This window comes from Blautia sp. BCRC 81119 (assembly GCF_003184505.1).
GTDB lineage: Bacteria > Bacillota > Clostridia > Lachnospirales > Lachnospiraceae > Blautia_A > Blautia_A fusiformis.
In genome coordinates this window covers 36,876-57,628 of record NZ_QJHD01000003.1, presented here as the reverse complement: position 1 = coordinate 57,628, position 20,753 = coordinate 36,876, and the positions used below count along the sequence as shown (strand labels likewise).

Sequence of the window (20,753 nt, the reverse complement as noted above, 5' to 3'; positions counted from 1 at the left end):
TTTTATTTATATTTTATCCAAATATTACAGCGATAACTAATAATGTCACCCCCTGCATTATTCTTTTTATTTTTAGCGTCATTTGATAAAACATCAACGTTTTTGATGGCAAAAAGGGAACCTGCAAAACCAGATTCCCTTTAAAATACATGCTCTTCTCTAAAAGGATGATAAATCCACCATCCTCTGCTTATTTTTAAAAACTTTTTCCTTTTTTACAATACTTATAAATATTAAATGGTTTTTCTTTTTTTTCAAATAAAATCCCTGTTGTTTTAATAATTTTTATAAGTTCATCCGACTCCATATCTGTCGTTTTAAATATAAATATTTTCTTTTCATTTGTTATGAAAAAAAAGAAGTTTTTATATAAGAACATTCTATCAATATTTTTAAATTCATAAATTTGATCTTCATCTATTTTAATTGCGTTTTCATCGATATCCACCGTTTCATATCCTGATCTACCCCAGACAAATTCATGAACATTTTTTTCAAAATTTTTACCAATCATTTGATACCAAATAATCCAAGCCACACAAGCCACACAAGTTCCAATCCCTATTCCAAACATCAAATAACTTTCCGACAGATAACAATTAATCGACAGTAAAAATTCTACAGGTGTAAAAATATAGATAATCATTCTACTTTTCTGTCTTGTTTTAAATAATTGATTAGGAATTATAAACCCAAGCGAAAGCATTCTTTCTAATTCTTCCCTATCCTCATCTGACACAATTGATTTAATATGCATTCTTCTTAATCCCCCTTTTGCCAGAGGTCCTCTTTATAAAATCGAACCTCTGGCCATTGTCTCTTTTATTCTTTTACAATTTACAGCGCTTGAATCAACAAACCAAAAACAGTACCTGCTCCAGCTGAAAATAAAGCAATAATTGACGGAATTGCATTTACAACTAATGCACCCGCAAGAACTAATATTACGGCTCCTGCCAGTATATTACTATGCTCTTTTGTGAATTCTACAACATTAAATTCAAGACCACTATTAGAATTTAATGTCATTGTAAAAATCAAAGCAACCGATATTGTCCACTCTTTTTCCTCTTCTGGCAGCAAATCTGATGTACTAAATACAATGGAAAACTCTACACTATTGGCAAAAACATTATTTATTTCAAAAGCAATATTACCAGATTTAACCGATAAAGCAATTTTTTCTATCGTATTTCCAAAGTTATCTGCTCCCTCTATACCTGTATCTGATAAATTTGATGAAATCTCCATAATTTGATTTTTGCAAGTTTGTGTCAATTCTCCATCATTTCCTATATCCACTTTTATATTATAAATTTTACCAGTTGAACTTTCAAGCGATGTGGATATTTTAGTAGAAATATCAATTGCTCCTTGAGGACTCATCATTGTTCCCAGTGAAATTTCCTTATCATACTCCACACCCACATCCATAATTTTATTCAGATAACCAAGCGGCTCCATTACATTATAGACATATTGATTTCGTGCTATTTTTACCTTTGCCCGAAGATTTTCTTGCGCTATTTCCTCATCTGTTTTTGTCGATACGGCATCGAACTTTTTAAATCCAGTATCTCTCCCTGAATATGCATCTTTATCCAGTGGGAACGAAGGTGATGAAGAAAATGAGTTCAACTCACAAAATTGATCAAATGCCCAGTTCTTCGGCATCGAATATCCCAAATTACAGCTAAATCCAGTTGACATATCTGCCACAAATGATTTACTTGCCAATCCTGCTTCATAAACTTTAGTACATACATATCTTGGTGCATAAATGCCGACTTTATAATTTTTATCATTTGTCGAACTGAAAAAGATCATGTGAATCTGTTCAAAATAAGGTATAATAAATGTATCAATCTGATATGAATAACAATCAAAATCCACTGCAAAGTATATAGTCGTTCCACTTGGTATACCGATTCTCTCGGCTGCTAAAATTGCTGTCTGTGCATCAACACTTCCCTGGGACGGATCCTTAAAATAGTTTAATTCATATCCTCCATCCTGATATATCGGGAATACCGATAATCCTGCATTTTCAATGTTTTTCACTTCTGTTGATGTCAAATATTTCGGTGTATGTTCTTTTCCAACAGAACCTGTCAGATAACGTCCTACATGAGTATACCCTGCATTTTTTATATCTAATGCCTGTTGTTTATTTAATACTGTTGCACAGTCACACGCTTTTGCTGCCCTGTTTGTATCGCCTTTACTCGTAAGCAATGATTTCATAGTAGAAACATTTACTTTTCCTTTTGTTACAAGTCCAATTCCTGTCAGACCATAAAACTCCTGAAATTCTGACACCTTTGACTCTGTAGTCGAATCAAACACGCCATCGAATCTTCCCGGATTATATCCGTTAAAATATAGTCCGTATTGAGCAATCTTATTAAATGGAACATATTTCGTCGAGTTCTGTCCGTTCTGTAATGTACCCGGAAACGCATTTGTTGTTGCATCGCCAAAATTAACTGAATTCAAATCTGTAATTAATTCAGTTGTAACTCCTTCAGCCGCCTGCAATGCACCAACTAAAGACAAAATTGTCTGTCTTGAGGCAATTCCATCACAAGGTCCAACACCAATAACATCTGACCAGTCACTATTTAATTGCTGTTGAATAAGAACAATATTGGAATCCCCACCAGAAACCTTTGTAAACCAGTTTAGGGATAACAATCCAGACCAAACTTTCCAATCAATTTTGCCCGTAACTTCCAGTCCTGCATTTTCCTGCATCTTTTTAACTGCATTTACTCCTGATGTATAATAAATTCCAGTAATTCCTCCAGCAGCATATCCTTTGCAAAACAGAGCACACTGAATCAAGCATACATTAACCTGCGGAGTATCATTCGGATCCATTTTTGTAATAATGGCTAACTTCTTCATGGTATTAATAGTAAGTGGTCCAACCGTTCCTGTAATCGTTGAGATTCCATTCTGAATCTGAAATGCACGAATGATTCCCTGCATCACGGCTGTTCCGGTCTTTCCATCTTCATCCAGTTTTACCCAATCCTTATGTCCACCAAACATCGCATTTAAATATTTTTGTGCTGCTTTTACATTCTGATCACTCATATTCACTACCTCCTAATTCAAGTCAATTATAAAGATTTCTAACTCTTTATATGTCTATCACTAAAAGTTACAATAACAATTTATCAATCAACTGTGCCTATTTTGTGACTATTTTCCAAAGAATTCATTAACTCCCTTATAAAATCCTTAACAAATTATGAAAGAAACCATCAATTTATCACCCCATATCCCATTATAGAACTGTAATCTACTGCATAATTTCTCTGCCGTACCTGATCACTGGAATTTCCCTCAATCGTGTAAACTCTTCCACCTTCACACTTTTCTACTATTCCTACATGATCCGATGTTCCATCATGATCCCAGTCAAAAAAGATGATCATTCCAGCTGTCGGAGTTGTTCCGCCACTCTGCCACTTATTCTTTCCCTGAAACCAGGACACTCCATCACTGCACAATGAGAATTTAGGAACATTCCCACTTGCAATCAGACCGCTCTGATCCGCACACCAGCTTACAAAACAGGCACACCATTCTACCCGACTGTCAAATCCGTACCAGCTCCAGAACTTCTGACCGCCACTGTTTCCAAGCTGCCCCATTGCAACCGACACAATCTGCTGATTACCAAACAAACCAGCAAACAGGCTGCCACCGGAATAATACCGCATCACATGGGGAACGTATTGGGGATCTCCGTAACTGCTCCATCCATGCGAAGCTGCCTGTTCCTGTGAAAACTGCAATGCATTGGCTTCTGTATAACCGCCTCTTTGCAATGCCCATCCTATGTAGCCATTTCCATAGTTATATCCCTGCCATGCAAGTTTCAGCTTGTCCAGATCCTGTGGACTGCTGCATCCTGCCTGTCTGATACAGTCTGCAAAGGTCTGTACTCCAACCTCTATCGAATAATCCGGATCAGTAATAGAACCAGGAGTGTGTGGGAATCTTGTATTATATGGACTTTCCGAACACTGCATCGGGTCTGTTCCCCTGCCTCCAGATTCCTGCATCATGATGGCCTGTATCGCAGACACATATTCCGGAATGCCGTATTGGGATGCATACTGCTGTATCACAGAAGTATACGCAAGCACTTCTTCACTTAGGGATTCGGAGCTTTCCGAATTACTGCTGAAAGCTGCTCCTGCAATGATTCCCACAATCAGAATAAATACCAGAAGAAATGCACTACCTCCGGCAGCAATCCATTTTCCCATTTTTTCAAGAGCTACTACCCCTTTTTGAATCGCTGCTGTAATTCCCTGTACGGATAACTTTGAACCCTTTCCAGTTACCTGAAGGACTGCTTTTCCACTTTCTGCCGATGCCTGTGCTGACTTTCTTGCCATCTGGGCTGCTCTTGCTTTCTGCATCGCCTGAAGACTTTTTTCCATCTGCTGTTTCTGCATGGATGCCTGTGTCTTTATTTTTTCTTGAGACAGACCGGATACTTTTACCACTCTCGGTGCTGCTTTCACCTGCCGTTTACCATTCTCCTTGGCAAGTGCTGCCTGCTCCGGTTTCAACTTGATTAATTTCTTTCCGCTTTCTGCCCCCTGCTCCATTGCTTCTTCGGCAGCTTTCGCTTCTTCCTGTCTGCTTTTTCTTTCCTTTATCTTCCTGTAGGTCACTCCAGCAAGTTTTTTTCCACCTTGATATGTGGTTTTCCCTATACTTTTTCCTGCCACACTCGCCGCTCTGTACTGTACGGATTCTATTTTTTCAGTTCCATACTGTGTTGGGGATTCTGACTGCCCACTGCTTTTTTCATGTAGTTCCCTTGGCTTTTCTTTTGCTTCCAGAACCGCTGAGCGAACCAGTTCTTTCGGAAGTCGGGCAGCCGGATTTCGAATCTTCGGATTCTTATCCCTTACCCGTTCCTTGATATCTTTCATCCGGTCACCCTCTTTCCGTATCTCTTATCTCATCGGGCAACATCCCGATGTTTCTTTTTTTCCTGCTGTTTCTGCAACTGCTCCACCTGTCTGATTGCCTCATTTACCAGTGGATGTTCGTTGTAATATGGCACAAGTTCCAAGTCTCCCCTGTCTTTTGATGACAACGGTAATGGATATTCCATGTCTGAATAAATTGATTCTGGATCATGAATAGAAAACTCAATAGCCGGACACATATTGGCAGATGTTCTACAATATTTCTGGTACTTTTTATATGCCTCTTCCAGCGTTCTGCATTTTGTATATTCTCCTAAATCATGGAACTCACCGCACTCTGCAGCATAAAAAGTTATCGTTACTTCTTCTTTTTTCTTCATTATGATTCTCCCGGTTTTGTTGTCATTAGTTTATAAAGGTCTGTATTCTTTGGGAACGTATTCTCAAATGGTACGATATTCCCAGAGCAACGGATTAGGCCACTGCCAACCGATACATTTGTAATATAGGACAGTTGGTTTTCGGAAATATTCAAAAGAGCTGCCAATTCTTCCCTGTCTGTACTTGCCTGATTCAAAAGAATCAAAAACTCACTGTTTGCCAACATCAGTCTTGCAGTGTCCGATTTCAGAAGTTCCTCAACATTTTGGGTTAAACCTGTCACGAATCCATTGTATTTTCTGATTCTCTTGTACAGTCGGTAGAAGAAATTTGCACTGTATTCATAGCGGAATAACAGATAGAACTCATCGGCAAATATCCATGTCGTTTTTCCTTCTTTCCAGTTCTGAATTACCCTGTTGAAAATACTGTCTAAGGTAACCAGCATTCCCAGTGGCATAAGCTGTTCCCCCAGTTCCCGGATATCATAATCCATGATCCTGTTCTTCTTATTCACATTGGTCGGCTGTGCAAAGGTGTTCAGGCTTCCATTGATAAAAAGTTCGGATGACAGTGCAAGTCCCCTTGCCTCTTCTTCCGGCTGTAACATCAACTGTCGGTACATATCTTTCAATGTCGGAACTTCTCCGGTATAACCACTTCGGATATAATCCCGGTACACATCTGCAGCACAGCGGTCCAGAATCGACTTTTCTTTTGCCGACAGATTTCCTGCTCCAACCAACTGCTCGAACACAGACAGGATAAACTCCGATTTTTCAATCAGTGGATTCTTTTCATTGCCGTAGGCTGCGTCCATATCCATTGCATTCAGATGATTGTCTGATGTCGCAGATACTTTTACAACCTGTCCGCCCAGAGCCTCTACTAATTTTGTAAATTCGGACTCCGGATCAAGAATCAGGATATCGTCATCGGTACTCAATGCCAGATGCACAATCTCTTCTTTTGCCGAAAAGCTCTTTCCTGATCCACTGACGCCCAACCGGAAACTGTTTCCATTCATCAGTTTCTTCCGGTCGGCTACCAGAAGGTTCTTGCTGACTGCATTCTGCCCATAATAGATACCTCCCGGCTGCAGGATTTCCTGTGTATGGAACGGGATTAAAACAGCCGTTGATTCCGTTGTCAATGTACGCAGGGCATTGATCTTTCGCAGTCCGTAAGGAAGCACTGTATTGAGTCCGTCCACTTGCTGCCACTTTAATGTTGCCATCTGACACAGATGCTTTCTTGCGATTGACAGAATCAGTTCCGTATCGGAATCCAGTTGCTTTTTGCTGTCTGCCAGATGTACCATTGTCAAAATCCCGAACATCATACGCTGGTCTCTGGTTGTCAGATCATCGAGCATTTCCTTGGTTTCTTTTCTCTGAAGTTCCATATCGTATGGTACGATTGCCGAGAAGTTATTATTAGCGTTCTGCCTTCTCTGCCAGTTGGTCACGTTAGTTTCCACACCAAGCAGTCGGTTCTGGATTTCCCTTACCGCTTCATCCGTAGGGACTGGCAGGATGTCAATCGACAACATCAGATTCCGGCTAAAGTCACACAATTCTGAAATCATGTCATCTTTGACATAACTTGCATAATCCTGCATATACAGGACTCTTCCGTATCTGTCACCGATTTTAAAATGGTCACGTTCAAATTCCATAGAATCCGGACACATCCAGTCCTTGAAACTTGTTCCCTTCTTGGCAAATTGTTTCAGATCAAACGGAAATGCCTGTGGGACATCTCCCTTGAAGAAATCCCTGAAAATCTGGAGCCGGCTCTCTGCGTCCAGTCCTTCTGCTGTGGACGATAACTTTGCCAGATGTGTTACGATGTCTGTTCCGATACGTGCAAAATAGGTTCTTGCATCATCAATCGATCTTTTATGTACACTGACGGTCAGATACCGTTCCTGATAGATGCTGTTGTTTGTTCCTGTAATCTTAGACAGGAGCATTTCGTTGTATTCTTCCCGATAGTGGTCCAGTCCATCTTCCTTCATTGGAAGCAGAATAGACTTTTCGAATTCTTCTTTATTGATTCTCCGATTATTGATGGTAATTTGGGCAGAAATGCCGGAATCCAGTGAATTTAAGAGTTCAGAATAATCCAGAAACATTTCTGTCTTATTGTCCTTACTCGCAATATAATAGTTGATATCTGTAAAACGATATGTTTTTGAGAATTTCGTTCCCTGTTGAAAAATTCCATCCGGCCAGATTCGCTGGATGGGAATTGCCTGTTGGACGGATTTCGGAACTTTGAAGCGTTCCTTATCCATCCGAAGTGCCTGACTTAAGGTTTTAATCAAAGGCATCACTCCTTCCCTTGCGTTTCTTTCTCTGTTTTGCTTCTGCTTTTTGCTCCCGCTCTTTTATGATTTCCGCTCCATCCTTTTGATTCTTTTCTCCCAGCGAGATGGTCTCCTGCATGCAGGAGTAGTAGATATCTTCCGACTGAAACACCAGTTTCTTCGGATACAGCAATTCGGATTTGATCACTGCCCATAAAAACTGTTCGGCTGTCATACCATGATATTTGAAAAAGCCACAGGCAGCAAATGGAGCAGCACCAAGCACACACAGCCATCCGGTTATTTCCTGTCCGGTAATATCACGCATTCCAAAGTAAATTCCGATTGCTGTAAGAATCGCAAGAACAGAACACACACATTGTCTCAGGTCCAGTCCCATAAACATGGATTCTTGATAGTCCCTGATTTCTTTGTTCATCTTTACTTCCATAAATTATCGTTCCTCTCCCCTGTTTTGTTTCTTCGTTTTCTGTGGTTTTTCTTTCGGTACTTCTATCCCGGCAAATCTACAGTGTTCCGCAACGCCTTCCGGATCAAATTCCGCAAGTCTTGCAAGGTCAAACGCTACCTTCTGATAGGTTGCATATCCTGATCTTCCTGTTTCATTCAACACTTTTCCAAGTTTATGTTCCTTGATAAAATGAAGCATATCCTTGGTAAAATCTCCTGTTATAAAAGCCTCATTTGGCTCTAAGAACTGATAGGGCAGATTAATGGTTACATCTCCAAAATCTTCCCAGTCTCTCCCTTCCTTATGGCAGAGTCCTACATATAAATTCCCATTGTTCCGATAAGAGCTCACTCGTATCGCTACTGTCTCACGTCCGAATTCCCAGTTATATCTTAATGTTTTCTTTGTATCCATATTTTTTAACCTCCAAGTCCCATCATTTCTCTGACAATACGGTCAGATGCCTTAATTGCTCCAACAAGTACCAATAAATTGAATACCAGTTCTCCTACATAGTTCCACACGATTGTAACTGCACTCAGCTCCGTATCTCCCACTGCCGGAGGACTTGCCGCATAAGCAGAAAAGATAATACACGCCAGTGCAATAATTGCCCCTTCCAGACACACGCCTATATAAGAACGGATAAAGTTCTTTCCAATAGACTGCGTGGGTTCTCCTGCAAACGAGGAAATCGGAATCGGGGCGATTGCCGTATACATATAGATTTTGAACATTCTGCCATACACTGTCAGGATCATCACAAATGACAATACGGTGATCAGCAGACTGCCAAGCAGTGTGACAATCCACAATGGAATGGATTCCAGCATTCCCACACTCTCGATCTTATCTACAATCTCCGTTGGCAGTTCCGTCACGCTTCCTGCCATACTGGAGCCACTCATTACGGTTGTCACGATTCCTTGCACAATGGAAAACAGTGCCTGCATAAGTTCCATTCCATACGTGATTGCTCCCTGAGCAAGTGCAAACCGGATAAATGCTTTTAGCACATGTTCCGGCTTTTTCAGATCTGTAAAACTGCCACACGTTTTAATGATTCCGGCTGCAAAAAACAACACCAGTAATCCATAGGCAATAGCTGTCAGTGCATCATTGATATTGGTCATAATCCGCCAGATGCCGCCGCCTTTAAAAGTTGCCGGATTTTCAGTAAGCAGTGTCCACAGTTCTGCCATCTTTTCACTCCATGTAGACAACGCAGAGTTCAGATTCTGTACAATCCAGTTATCGCTCAAAAACTTTCACCTCCCTGAACATACTTTTGAATGCAGGAGTACCTTCCGGCACTCCTGCTGTTTCCTGATATACTTTTTCAAAGAGGCTTACGCCATAATCAGATCCAGGATTTCTTTGGCGAACGTAATAATTACTCCTCCGGCCAGTGTCAGAAATCCATTTGCCCTCTGGCTTGGATCATGGCTTTTTAAAGACAGACCAACCTGCACAACACCAAATCCAAGCAAAATCAAACCGATTGCACGAATCAGGGAAAAAATAAAAGTAGACAGGTTATTGATAACGGACAACGGATCACCGGCTGCGAATGCGGTCGTTGCTCCAACCGTTACGGTCAGTACCAGTGCCATGTAAAGGCTCATCCACTTTTTCTGTTTTCTCCCCATCGGCATCGGGGTTGTCATTTTTTCAGTTGTATTCTTTTTTGTTCTATTCTTTTCTCCTGTGAGAAATTTCTTCAATACACATCACTCCAATCCATCAAAAAACTGCTATTCACCAAGGATGTCTTCGGTAGACAGCAGTTCGTAGTCGTCTAATCTGTTAATGTCAATCTTTAGGTCGTCGTGAGCCAGTGGTGTTTTCGCATAATCATAAGGCGATGCACCACCGTCCTCTGTGTATCTGAAATTCACATGCTTTTTTAAATCATATTTATCGTCCATGATCGGACGCTCCCCACGAATAAACAAAATCGCTTTGCGGTTATCTAAAAGCCGTATTTCATCCGGTGTTAAAAGTTCCCTTCCAGTCTGCTGATAATTCACCGAATAGCTGCCGCTACGCCCTTTTGTCTGTCCGTAGGTATTGGTATCCAATGTTTCTTTTCCCAATAATTCCGAGACATACTTATGTCCTTCTTTTTCATTTCCACCCAGATATAAAAATTCATCGCAGTTGCCGATCAGACTCTCATACGAGTCTTTAAATAAGGCTTTCATCTGTGCGATATTCTGGATGATGATACTGCAGGAAATCCCTCTGGAACGCATGGTTGCCAGAATCTTGTCAAAATCATCCGGCAAGGCTACGTTTGGCCATTCATCCATAATGCAGTGTACCGGAATTGGAAGCCTTCCTCCGTACTTCCGGTCTGCCACATAATACAGTGTCTGAAACAGATTACTGTAAATCATGCCGACCAGATAATTCATGCTGGTGTCGGCATCCGGAATACAGCAAAACAGTGCTACTTTTTTCTCCCCGATACTGTATAAGTCCAGTTCGTCTGTACAGGTCAGATTTGCAATCTGTTTCAGGTTAAAAGCTGCCAGACGGACACCAACCGAGATCAAAATAGACTTTGCAGTCTTTCCGGCTGCCTGCTTATAAATGGCATACTGCTTGACCGCAATACTCTCCGGGTCCCGCATTTCCAGTCTTTCAAACAAAATGTCCAATGGGGACTGGTAATCCTCATCATCTTCTTTGACCTGAGCGCTTCCAAGCATTTCCATGATCATCGGAAAGTTCTGTTCTTCCGGTGGAGCCTCATGCAGCAAATACAGCATAAGTGCCTGTAAAAGTGCAGTCTCGGACTTCTCCCAGAACGGGTCTGAACTCTGCGCTCCCTTCGGTGTTGTGTTGCGGATCAGGTTATTGATCAGCTTCAGTACATCCTTATCATCCCAGACATACGCAAACGGATTATAACACCAGGAAGTCTCCGGATTGATCAAATCAAAAACCCGGACTTCATATCCATTCCGTTCCAGAACACCTCCGGTTTTACGCAAAAGTTCTGCCTTGGGATCAGTAATCACCATCGAACAGTTGCACTGCATGATGTTTGGGATTGCATACGTCCGGCTCTTTCCAGCTCCTGAACCTCCGACTACCAGCACATTTAGGTTTCGTTTGTGCTTATAGCCGTCCAGTCCCATACGGAAATGCTGTGTTAAAAGCAGATTTTGCGTGTATCGTTTTTCGCAGTAACGTCTGCAGATTTCGGACACGTTGCCCCATTTTGCGGAACCATGTTCCACACCTCTTCTATAATTTCTTTTTTGGGATTCATAAATACCAATGCCTAAGAAATAGGCTGCTGTGAATATCAGAATACATTTGAACGTATACGGTGTATACGTGATAAAAAACGGCTGTTCGAGTTTTTCGCTCAGCGTTTCTAAGATTTGAATAAAATTCTTATCCGGTGCAATGGCACAAGCGGTAATCGCTGCCGCCCACCAGACAAATGGCAGAAAGACAAGACACAGAACCAAGTCCTGCTTTTTTTTACTTATCTCTGCAAGTCAGATTCTCTTTTCTTGCGTGGCTTTTCTTCTGGATGTTCCTGTCCTTCTTTCTTATGAAAGGAATCCACTCCCGGTATCAGTGAGAGACTTCTGCCGTTGTCCCAACTGATGCCGAGCTGACCTGCATCATCCACATACTGCACAGTTCCTTCCAGTCCCTGCGGCATACCCGCTTCTCCGTCCATCGAATCCAGACAGATTCTTGTTCCTGCCGGATATTGTTCTCTAAGTCGTGCCACTTTTTCTCTTGAATAAATGACCAATCAACCACTCCTTTCTCTACCAGAACATGTGTCTGGTGGTATTCGGTTTTGCAACCTGAATAATGATTTTATCTATTCCATCACTATATCTTCCGGCTGCAAGATATTTACTTCTAAGCCTGTTCAGTGCCTTACGGATCTGCCTTTGTTCCCCGGCTGTAATCTGCAGCCGTTTCTGGGCGAGGTCGTATTCACTTACTTTTTTCAGAAGAGCTTTCGTTTCTTCCAAACATTCATCCTGCTCACTCTGTGCCTGCAGCTCATCATTCAGTGCCACCACGAACATATTTTTCATAATGTTATCCATCTTCAAATAGTATTTTGTCATCTGGCTGACCTCCTTTTTTTATTACACCAACCATATCACAAGACCTCCGTAATAGCTACTCCAACCGTCCAACTTTTTCACTTTTATCGTTCCGGCTGGCTCTTTGCTTTTTTCTCTTTTCCGGATACTTGTTCAGATGGTTTTTCATCCTTGGTTTCCGGTATTTTTACAGGGTCTCCGATTGCGAACTCATCGGTTATATACTCCTGTTCCTTTGCACCAAAATTGCGTTCGATATGGTTTCGTATACTGTAGGAAGCCTGACGGACATCATTTAAAAAGTCTCTCAGTTCCTGCGGATCTTTCTTTCCACATTCATTTCTCTGTGCAATATACTCCAGATTGAATCCGGTAACATCCACACCATAACGTTTTGCAATCACATAGGCCGCACAATATGCCTGTGCGCTGACTTTCTGTCGGCTGTAGGTTCCGGTATGCTGGTCCAGTGCTGCACATGCCAGTTCTCTGTTCAGTGCATGGAATGTCGTTACTTCACTCATTCCGTTGCGGATATAAATGGTACGGTATCTCGGATTGTACTGGGCCTGCACTTTGTCTGGCAGATTATCCTCAATCTGTACACGCACCGACTGGTCTTTTAAGACAACTCCTACCAGTTCTGTCAGACTTCGCTGTGGGCGTTCTTCTAATGGCTTTCCTGACATCTGACTGATGTCAAATCCTTTTCCGATCGTATATCCTCTCCGCATTTCTCCGTCTTTTTCGTATTCAGTGGAAATCATATAAGTAATGCCATGCTCCCCTGCTTTTACTGAACGGTGTTCTTCTCTCCAGCGTTCATAAGACCTTACCACCTTAAAATCCGGATGCTGTCCGTAGATCAAAAGCAGATTCGGAGTTCTCTGTGTATTACACTCTGCCATAAAATCCAGAAAGCCTTTCAGTTTTTCTCCATCCTGAAAAACTCCCTGTGCCTGTGAATCTACTTCAGCCCATACCTCTTCTCTTTCCTGCTGCTTCTTGGCTGCATATTCTTCCTTGGTCAATTTCTGTTCAGGAATCTGCTGTTCTTCCGTTCCACCTGAAATCATGTCTGTTAAATCCATATACATTACCTGCCTTTCGTTTTCATATTCTTACGTTTCTTCCTGCTCTCTCTGGCATTTTTCCGTCTGTCCGGCCTCTTACGTTTCTCTTCCTGTTCCTTACGGATATCTCCGAGTTCTTTCCGCACAGATGGTTTTTCATTCTTTTCTTCCCAGCTAGTTTCCCGACCGGAAGAAATATTTTTGTTGCGCGAGAAAGGTTCGGACGGATTCTTTGCTTTCCCCTCCTGCGCATGTGTAAAATTTCCTTCCGGGAAAGCCTCATCCCCGATCTGGAACATTTCTTCCGCATCATCCAGTTCAAATTCTATCTTGCCTTCCGGCAGGACAACAGTCTCTGTCCGTACATTCTCCCCGGTTTCTTTTTCCATCTGGTTCTCTGCCTTTTCCGGTGCATTCTCTTTTTCCACTGCTTCTGTAACCATAGAGCCTGATTCTGCTTTTACAAAATCCAGATTCATCCGGTCTAATACCCGGTTCATCTTTGCTGCATCATCTGCAAATACCATGACCTCTGTCTGATCCGGATTCACCTTATCTTTGATGACAACATATAAGATACCTCTCGCTTTGGCTTCTTTCGCAAATTCTTTTAAGCGGTCACCCGGAACGGTAAAAAATTTCATCGGGCGCTGTTCCTTTAACATTCTGGTAAGCCTTGTTTTCCCTCTTGTCTTTTTCTGATCTTTCAGGGCGGCCGCAATAAAGATTGCCACATGCTTTGCCACATTTCCGGTAATCTTCAAAGAGTATTCCATTCCTTCCAGACTGTACCGCACCACCTGATCTGCCGGTTCTGCTCCGTAATTCATACTTATCTCACCTCCTGACTCTCTTTTTCTTTGTGTTCCACACGTTTCTCATTCTGGTTTTGTTCTTCTGCCTTTCGAAGTCTTTCTTCGATTTCCAATGAATGCTTTTCAATCCGGACGGTCATACGGACTTCTTTTCCGAGATTTTTTAATTCCTCATTGATTTCAGACAGCCGTGCTTTTCCACTGTCTTCACTGTCATTCCGATAGAGCTTTCTGCGTTCCTTCATCAGTTCTGAAATCTGCTTTTGTAACGGCTCACGGTATGTGGCAAGCTGTTCTCTGGTCGTAATGTCATGCTTCATTAAAAACTCAATCTGTTCAATCCTCTGATCCAGTTTCCGGATATCCTCTCTGACAGCGTATGGACTCCTTTTCGGTCTTTTTGGCAGTACCCCCATTTGATATAAATAGGAATAATACAGTGCCTGAATCCCGGTCAGTTTCTTTTTGGGATGAATCTGTACTGCCTTTTGATAGACTCGTTTCACCTTGGGCTGTAGTATCTGCCCACGTATTTCCTCTTCAGAATAATTTTTTCCAAGGGAACGCAGACGAATATACCGCTCCATTCCCGGAGCTTTTAAAGAAATGTATTTCCTGTTCAGTTTCCATGTATAACCCCGCTTTTCCATCTCTTTTAGGAATTGTGACCAGGAGTAGCTTTCCTGTACCGATTCCCTGATATCCAAACGGATCGCCGTTCTCCATGTCGGCTTTCCTTCCTGTTCTGCTTTCCACTGTACATAAGGGATTGATTTTTTCTGATTGGATTCAATGATAGACAGACCATATTTTCTGCACAGCTCATCGGAGATCTTCCGGATCTCCGTATAATAACTCTTTGCATTGCTGTGGTACTTACGCCCGTCTGCCATGCTCACAGAGTTCCAGACAATGTGGTTATGATAATGTCTGGTATTCAGATGCGTTGTGATAACGACTTCATACTGTCCCTTTAAGAGCCGGTCTGCCAGTTCCTGTCCGATGAGATGTGCCAGTTCCGGTGTCACCTCACCTTCTGCAAAACTCTGTACCAGATGGTATCCTTCCACACCGCCCATCTTATGGAATCTCTTTTTTGTTGCCACCATATCTGCATACGCATTTTCATTGGTACATCCGATGGTATCTTCGAAGACCGCCTGTTCCGTCTTTGTCCGGTTCATGGCATAATCAATGGCAGCCTCCAAAGAGTCTGCTTTCTGTGTGGTTTTTTCTTTGTCTTTCACATATTCGATGGAACGGTCCAGGCGGTGGACGGGGATAACACTTGTATAAGCCATCGGTCATTACCACTCTTCCTTTACCAGATGCCATGTCTCTTTGGTAAGCCGCAGCATTTCCTGAATACTCTGCTCGCTTGCCATACCAGAAGCATTGGCAACATGTGCAAGCTGATTGGCATTGTTGCATAAGCCTGCAATCTTTCGGAGCAATTCGGGATGATGCTCACAGGGTTTTGCATGAACCTGCGCTCCTAAAATCAACGAACGCATAAACTCTTCCCGGCTCAGACCGCTTCTTTCGACCTGCTCATTCAGTTCCCTGACTTCCCTTGCATTAAGCCGTACCGGGATCACATGGTTTCGTTTTCGCATTGCATCACCGTCCCTTCTTTTTTCTCTTCCTCTTTCATCATACCGCCAAGATCCTCATCGGATTTTTTCGCTGCAACCATGCAACAGGTCACTATCACTCCTATAAATCCTCCGCTCATCAATGCGATTACAATCATTACTCCATTTCTTAACATGACTTGATCCTTCCTTTCCATTTCCGTCTGTGTCCGGGGGATTGGGGTTCTCCCCAAAGTGCGTTTGGATATCCAAACGCTATGCTTGCAAAACGAGTACCACCAGTTTCTGTAGTACCGGATTAACTCGATTCCGATTTATTTTGATTCTTTTATCTGTACCAGTCCATCAAGTGTCGTACAAATGATATGGAGTCTGTCTGCCATACTGATTTCGGTATTCATTGTTCCTGTCACTTCTTTCCCACATACGACTACCATCCGGCATCTCCGCAAAAGGATATGGGACATTCTTCCATATCCCTGCATATCTTCTGCATCGGATTCTTCCAAAAATGGTGAGAATACAAATCTCGGACAGATTGGTACATACCCAAGTTCATAGATTTTTCTGCAATATTTCTGCACTTTTACCCGACTTTCTTCTGCTGAACAGCACACATAAGCCAGCGCCTGTTCCATACGCTCCATCTCCTTCCTGCATCCAGTTGGATGCCAAGTATTTTCTCTATAAAAAACAAGATGTCCAATTGGACATCCCGGCTACTTTTCATCCTCTTTCTGCTCTGCTTCTAATGCAATTCTCACTCTGTCACTTCCCAGTTTGTAGTAGGAATCTGTTACCTCAATTCCTACTGCACGATAGCCTGTCATAACCGCTGCAAGGACAGTCGTTCCTGCTCCGGCAAACGGGTCCAGGATCAGACCTCCCGGTTCGCAAATCTGGATGACATCTTTCATAAGCTGCAACGGCTTCTCTGTCACATGAATCCGGTTCTGCGGATTTCCATATCGGAAGACTCCCGGCAGACAAGATACCGGACGGTTGATTGGCATCGGTCCATTACTGCCCCACACAATGTATTCAGCCTGCTGGCGGAAACGGCCTTTCTGTGGACGGGAGTTTCCCTTATCCCACACCGCTGTTCCTCGCCAAATCCATCCTGCCCACTGCAATGCATCGGTAATTGATGGATACTGACGCCAGTCAATGAACAGACAGATCGGAGCTCCTTTCTTGCAGGCTTTCCGCACATCGTAAAGCCACTCAGCCATCCAGTGTGTCCATGATCTCTGATCTTTATTGTCCCCATCAAAATCCGGAAGTGCATTTGCAGCACTCATACTGCTGTATTTCTGGTTTGTAGTACGATTTCTTTCATTCTGCTTTGTTCCACCGGACGCATACGGTGGATCGGTAATGACTGCATCAAAGATTCCCGGCTGGAATGCTTTGACCAGTTTTAATGTATCTCCATGTAATATTTTCCAGTTTTCCCCTTCAGCATATTCCTCTGGGTATGTTCCCTCTTTCATAAGTTCTTCCAAACTCAGGCCATTTGTCATAGGCATCATCCTTTCTTTTCTCAGCGTTCCGGCTGATTTTTCTTCTTTGTTTGTCTTTTCTGGTAGGACTGTGGCGGTTTCAGTTTCTCAGGAACAGAAAAAGCACTCCACTTTCCATTTTCATATAAGAACATATCTTTTGTGTGGTTATTAAATATATCCCAAGGGAAAATATCCCCTTTGATATAGATATTTCCTCTTACTTCTCCATACACATGGCTTTCTCCACCGATAACAGGTGCATTTACTCCTACCGTATCAATAAATGCTTTTCCACTGATTACCGCATTTTCCTTTATCTCACCGCCACAGATATAACAGTCTCTCTTCGCAACTGCTCTGTCATAAAAAGTAGTATCTCCGGTAACAACAGCATAACCTCTGACCAGACTGCCATCATAAAGTGCAGCCTCTTCCTTTACCTCACCGTTTTCACAACAGATTGCATCATCATAAATCCAGCAAGTCCCTTCCTGTGACAGATTGTTTTCATTCTCTATAAAACCGCCCAGTGTTCCTTTTGGTACTTTCTCATTCACATCTGACACCGCCTGTATTCGATGGAGCCATGGATATTTCGGATGTTCAATCTCTGTAATCTTATACTTACTCACGTTCTCTCCTTTCACCGTTCCGGCTGCTGTTTCTTCTTTGCCTTCCTATTTTCTTTTGGTGGTGGACTCAACTCAGTTTCCACATATTCGCTGATAATCAAAAGTGCTTTGTAATAGTCCCCACTTTCCAATACCCTTTTACACATTTCTTTTGCTTCTGCTGTCTGTTTATTCTTTTTCAAAAGAGTTGAGGCATCGCCCATAATGGAAAAAATATTCCCATCATGTCCAAGGAACTGTAACTTGGGACGTTGTTTCTCAGGCTTTGTCGGAATCTGCTCTGTTTTCTTTTCATACATTTTCGGCTGTTCCATATCTGGATGCCAAAAATGCACATTCAGCGTTCCACCATCCACCTTTATATCCCTCTGCTCAAATCCTTCACCCCAACCGTCACTGTACTGTCCTGTAATGTATTCGGTGAATTCCTGTAGCTCTTCCTGACTTAAAAATTCATTTAATTCCAGTTTGGTACAGCCGTACAGGATTCCGTCTTTGTTTTCTATCGTAACAACTGCACTTTGTATCTTTCCCTGAATGGACTCACTTCCATCAAAATACTGCATGAGATCATCTTCCCCATAACGTTCCAGTTCTTCTCGGATGACTTCTTCATAATCGGCAAGTTCTGTTCCATCTAACGGCATTCCATATTCATCACTCTCCGACCAATCTTCTTCCCATTCGGATTCTTCTGAATAAAGATTTCCAGTCAGCTCCGTCAACAGATGTACGTGCATCGTTCCTTTTTCTTCCATTCTCTATCACCTTCTTTCCAATGGTCTGTCCCTGCATTTATTTGCCTGCTTTTTTTCTTTCGCAAGGTCTGCATAATCTTCCCCTTCTTTTTCCGGCAGATTGCAGATAATCTGATACGTTCCCTCGTAATGTTTTTTCATCTGTTCTTTCGCCCATCTCCCGGCAAAGTCATTATCGGTGCATATTTCAATTTCTTTGATTTCCGGATGGTTCTTCAGAAACTCTTCCAGTGCGTCCGGCGGCTTTTTAAAACGTTCACTCTGTATCAGTGCGTTTTCTTTCGGAGCAGCGATTCCCCCAAGGGAAAGACGATATTTATCCCTCTTTCCTTCTTCCAGTGTCATGTGTGCCAATGCATCAATACACGCTTCATATACGGCAACTCGCTTTGTTTCTCTTTCAGGTGGAATGCAAAAGCTGTACTTTTTTTCACTCCCGGTCTGCTCCATCTTGAATCCCTTCCCGTTTTTTTCATAGATTCCTCGCAGGAATGCATATCTTGCTTTTCTGGATTCATCTTTCCCAACAAAAACTGCGTTATGGTACGGGACACTTTCATAAAGGATTTCATGTGAAATACAATATGTGATCACTTCATCGCTGATTCCTCTGTGGTTTAAATAAGCCCTGATTCGTCTGCAATTACAATATCTCTCCGGCAGTTTAAATAGTGGTTTTTCCTTTTCGGCAGACTGTGTCGGAATAAAAGACGGACTCTCTTCGCACAGCAGTTTTACAGCATCTGTAAATTTCATTCCATCCACTTCAATCAGGAACCGCAGTGCAGACACTCCCCCGATATCTCTGGATTTCCAATGCCATTTACTCGACAATTCATTGATTTTAAAACTGTCATGGTCCGTCAACTGCCATTCATTTCTGGTTCTTGTCTTTTGCAGTCTCTGTGCCTGATGTGTTCGCAAATACTCATACGCAGTCATATTTTTTGCTGCCTGAATCTCTTCTTCTGTTACCCAAGGCATTACAGAATCGTATCCTGAAGAGCCAGTACCTTATCTGTCCGCTCCCAAGGAAACTCCTTTCTTCCAAAATGACCAAAAACTGCCGTCTGCCGGAAAATCGGACGATTCAATCGAAGGGATTCCATGATCTGAACGGGTGTCACTCCAAACACCAGTGGGATTGCTGCCGCCAGACAATCATCTGCACACACTTTTCCTGTACCAAAGGTATCTACCTCAATCATAACCGGTTCTGCTACTCCGATTGCATAAGCCAGAGACACCTGACACTTGCTTGCAAACTCAGCAGCTACTATATTTTTGGCGATATACCTTGCCATATAAGCCGCCGAACGGTCTACTTTCGAACAGTCCTTTCCCGAAAATGCACCGCCGCCATGCGGAATCATACTGCCATAAGTATCCACCATCAGCTTTCTCCCCGTCAGTCCGGTATCTGCATCAAACCCTCCACACACAAATTTTCCTGACGGATTAATCAGAATCTTCGTATCCTCATCCGGCGGCAGTAATCTGAGTGCTGAGCGAAGCACTTTCTCTCTAATCTCGGCATCTAACTTCTTCAGGCTCTTTTCTGCACCATGCTGGCAGGAAACAACAACACTTTCCAGTCTCACTGGTTTTCCATCTTCATATTCTACGGTTACCTGTGCTTTTCCATCAGAAAAGATATCTTTGATATATCCGCTTCTTCTGCAAGCCGAAAGTTCACGTGTGATCCGGTGTGCCAGAACAGTCGGCATTGGCATAAGCTGCGGAGTCTCATCGCACGCATATCCGACCATAACACCCTGATCTCCAGCTCCCCTGCTTCTGTCTCTTATCTTTGCACCAATATTATCCCGAAATTCTTTCGACACACTCACTGCTTTCGCAATATCTGGACTCTGCTGGTGTACAAACGTATCCATTTCTATCCCATCTGTACAATACCCACACTCTTCTAAAACTTTTCGGATCACATCAAACACTGGTGGTTCATATCCGCTGGTGATTTCTCCTGCTACAAACACATTTCCTCTTGTAGCAAGGACTTCACACGCCACTCTCGAAGATGGATCGTAACGCAGACATTCATCTAAGATTGCATCTGCTATCTGATCGCATACTTTGTCTGGGTGTCCTTCTGTTACTGATTCTGCTGTATAAAAACGTCTCATCATTCTTCTCCTTATATA

Annotated in this window: 23 protein-coding genes; all 23 read right to left on the bottom strand. The window is 42.5% G+C overall.

Annotation, left to right across the window (positions count from 1 at the left end; all coding sequences use genetic code 11):
- Nucleotides 1-196: 196 nt before the first annotated feature.
- Nucleotides 197-757 carry a hypothetical protein gene (locus tag DMI82_RS02395; RefSeq protein WP_006426967.1) on the bottom strand — a complete coding sequence of 187 codons (561 nt, stop codon included), beginning with the start codon at nt 755-757 and terminating at the stop codon, nt 197-199.
- Nucleotides 758-837: 80 nt separating this feature from the next.
- Entirely contained in the window at nt 838-3,099 is a 2,262-nt protein-coding gene (locus DMI82_RS02390) for a glycoside hydrolase domain-containing protein (protein ID WP_007884642.1), read from the bottom strand.
- Nucleotides 3,100-3,269: 170 nt separating this feature from the next.
- Nucleotides 3,270-4,961: a lysozyme family protein gene (locus DMI82_RS02385; RefSeq protein ID WP_006426969.1), complete on the bottom strand. Its 1,692-nt coding sequence runs from the start codon at nt 4,959-4,961 to the stop codon at nt 3,270-3,272.
- A gap of 29 nt (nt 4,962-4,990) precedes the next feature.
- The gene (locus DMI82_RS02380) at nt 4,991-5,341 is read right to left on the bottom strand and encodes a hypothetical protein (protein WP_006426970.1); all 351 of its coding nucleotides are present in this window, start codon (nt 5,339-5,341) and stop codon (nt 4,991-4,993) included.
- Nucleotides 5,341-7,671, bottom strand: coding sequence for a VirB4-like conjugal transfer ATPase, CD1110 family (locus DMI82_RS02375; protein ID WP_199669452.1), 2,331 nt, complete (start codon nt 7,669-7,671; stop codon nt 5,341-5,343). Before DMI82_RS02375 ends, DMI82_RS02380 begins: the two co-directional genes overlap by 1 nt.
- Nucleotides 7,664-8,104 carry a PrgI family protein gene (locus tag DMI82_RS02370; RefSeq protein ID WP_023923453.1) on the bottom strand — a complete coding sequence of 147 codons (441 nt, stop codon included), beginning with the start codon at nt 8,102-8,104 and terminating at the stop codon, nt 7,664-7,666. Before DMI82_RS02370 ends, DMI82_RS02375 begins: the two co-directional genes overlap by 8 nt.
- Before the next feature lie 3 nt (nt 8,105-8,107).
- The gene (locus DMI82_RS02365) at nt 8,108-8,539 is read right to left on the bottom strand and encodes a DUF4313 domain-containing protein (RefSeq protein ID WP_055215240.1); all 432 of its coding nucleotides are present in this window, start codon (nt 8,537-8,539) and stop codon (nt 8,108-8,110) included.
- A gap of 5 nt (nt 8,540-8,544) precedes the next feature.
- Nucleotides 8,545-9,387: a hypothetical protein gene (locus DMI82_RS02360; protein ID WP_171027960.1), complete on the bottom strand. Its 843-nt coding sequence runs from the start codon at nt 9,385-9,387 to the stop codon at nt 8,545-8,547.
- An 87-nt stretch (nt 9,388-9,474) separates the two neighbouring features.
- Complete coding sequence (locus DMI82_RS02355; protein ID WP_006426976.1) at nt 9,475-9,792, bottom strand: hypothetical protein; 318 nt, start codon at nt 9,790-9,792, stop codon at nt 9,475-9,477.
- Nucleotides 9,793-9,879: 87 nt separating this feature from the next.
- Nucleotides 9,880-11,604, bottom strand: a complete 1,725-nt coding sequence (locus DMI82_RS02350; RefSeq protein ID WP_179976722.1) for a VirD4-like conjugal transfer protein, CD1115 family — start codon at nt 11,602-11,604, stop codon at nt 9,880-9,882.
- Nucleotides 11,605-11,627: 23 nt separating this feature from the next.
- Entirely contained in the window at nt 11,628-11,906 is a 279-nt protein-coding gene (locus DMI82_RS02345) for a DUF4314 domain-containing protein (protein WP_101884938.1), read from the bottom strand.
- A 16-nt stretch (nt 11,907-11,922) separates the two neighbouring features.
- Entirely contained in the window at nt 11,923-12,234 is a 312-nt protein-coding gene (locus DMI82_RS02340; RefSeq protein ID WP_004614509.1) for a hypothetical protein, read from the bottom strand.
- 83 nt (nt 12,235-12,317) lie between these two features.
- Nucleotides 12,318-13,304, bottom strand: a complete 987-nt coding sequence (locus DMI82_RS02335; RefSeq protein ID WP_171027959.1) for an ArdC family protein — start codon at nt 13,302-13,304, stop codon at nt 12,318-12,320.
- 5 nt (nt 13,305-13,309) lie between these two features.
- A complete protein-coding gene (locus DMI82_RS02330; protein WP_004614511.1) occupies nt 13,310-14,116 on the bottom strand; it encodes a PcfB family protein in 807 nt (268 codons plus the stop codon).
- A gap of 2 nt (nt 14,117-14,118) precedes the next feature.
- On the bottom strand, nt 14,119-15,402 hold the full coding sequence (locus tag DMI82_RS02325) for a relaxase/mobilization nuclease domain-containing protein (RefSeq protein WP_110102386.1): 1,284 nt from the start codon (nt 15,400-15,402) through the stop codon (nt 14,119-14,121).
- Between the two features lie 6 nt (nt 15,403-15,408).
- Complete coding sequence (locus DMI82_RS02320) at nt 15,409-15,717, bottom strand: plasmid mobilization protein (RefSeq protein WP_015513332.1); 309 nt, start codon at nt 15,715-15,717, stop codon at nt 15,409-15,411.
- Entirely contained in the window at nt 15,696-15,872 is a 177-nt protein-coding gene (locus DMI82_RS02315; RefSeq protein ID WP_015513331.1) for a DUF3789 domain-containing protein, read from the bottom strand. Before DMI82_RS02315 ends, DMI82_RS02320 begins: the two co-directional genes overlap by 22 nt.
- A 138-nt stretch (nt 15,873-16,010) precedes the next feature.
- Nucleotides 16,011-16,334: a DUF7768 domain-containing protein gene (locus tag DMI82_RS02310; RefSeq protein ID WP_015513330.1), complete on the bottom strand. Its 324-nt coding sequence runs from the start codon at nt 16,332-16,334 to the stop codon at nt 16,011-16,013.
- Nucleotides 16,335-16,415: 81 nt separating this feature from the next.
- On the bottom strand, nt 16,416-17,219 hold the full coding sequence (locus DMI82_RS02305; protein WP_330409188.1) for a DNA-methyltransferase: 804 nt from the start codon (nt 17,217-17,219) through the stop codon (nt 16,416-16,418).
- 20 nt (nt 17,220-17,239) lie between these two features.
- A complete protein-coding gene (locus DMI82_RS02300) occupies nt 17,240-17,833 on the bottom strand; it encodes a hypothetical protein (RefSeq protein ID WP_110102472.1) in 594 nt (197 codons plus the stop codon).
- 11 nt (nt 17,834-17,844) lie between these two features.
- Complete coding sequence (locus DMI82_RS02295; RefSeq protein WP_110102382.1) at nt 17,845-18,591, bottom strand: hypothetical protein; 747 nt, start codon at nt 18,589-18,591, stop codon at nt 17,845-17,847.
- A 6-nt stretch (nt 18,592-18,597) separates the two neighbouring features.
- Nucleotides 18,598-19,575: a DUF3991 and TOPRIM domain-containing protein gene (locus DMI82_RS02290; protein ID WP_110102380.1), complete on the bottom strand. Its 978-nt coding sequence runs from the start codon at nt 19,573-19,575 to the stop codon at nt 18,598-18,600.
- The gene (metK, locus tag DMI82_RS02285) at nt 19,575-20,735 is read right to left on the bottom strand and encodes a methionine adenosyltransferase (RefSeq protein WP_164979694.1); all 1,161 of its coding nucleotides are present in this window, start codon (nt 20,733-20,735) and stop codon (nt 19,575-19,577) included. The genes DMI82_RS02290 and metK overlap by 1 nt, the downstream gene beginning before the upstream one ends.
- Between the last annotated feature and the right edge of the window lie 18 nt (nt 20,736-20,753).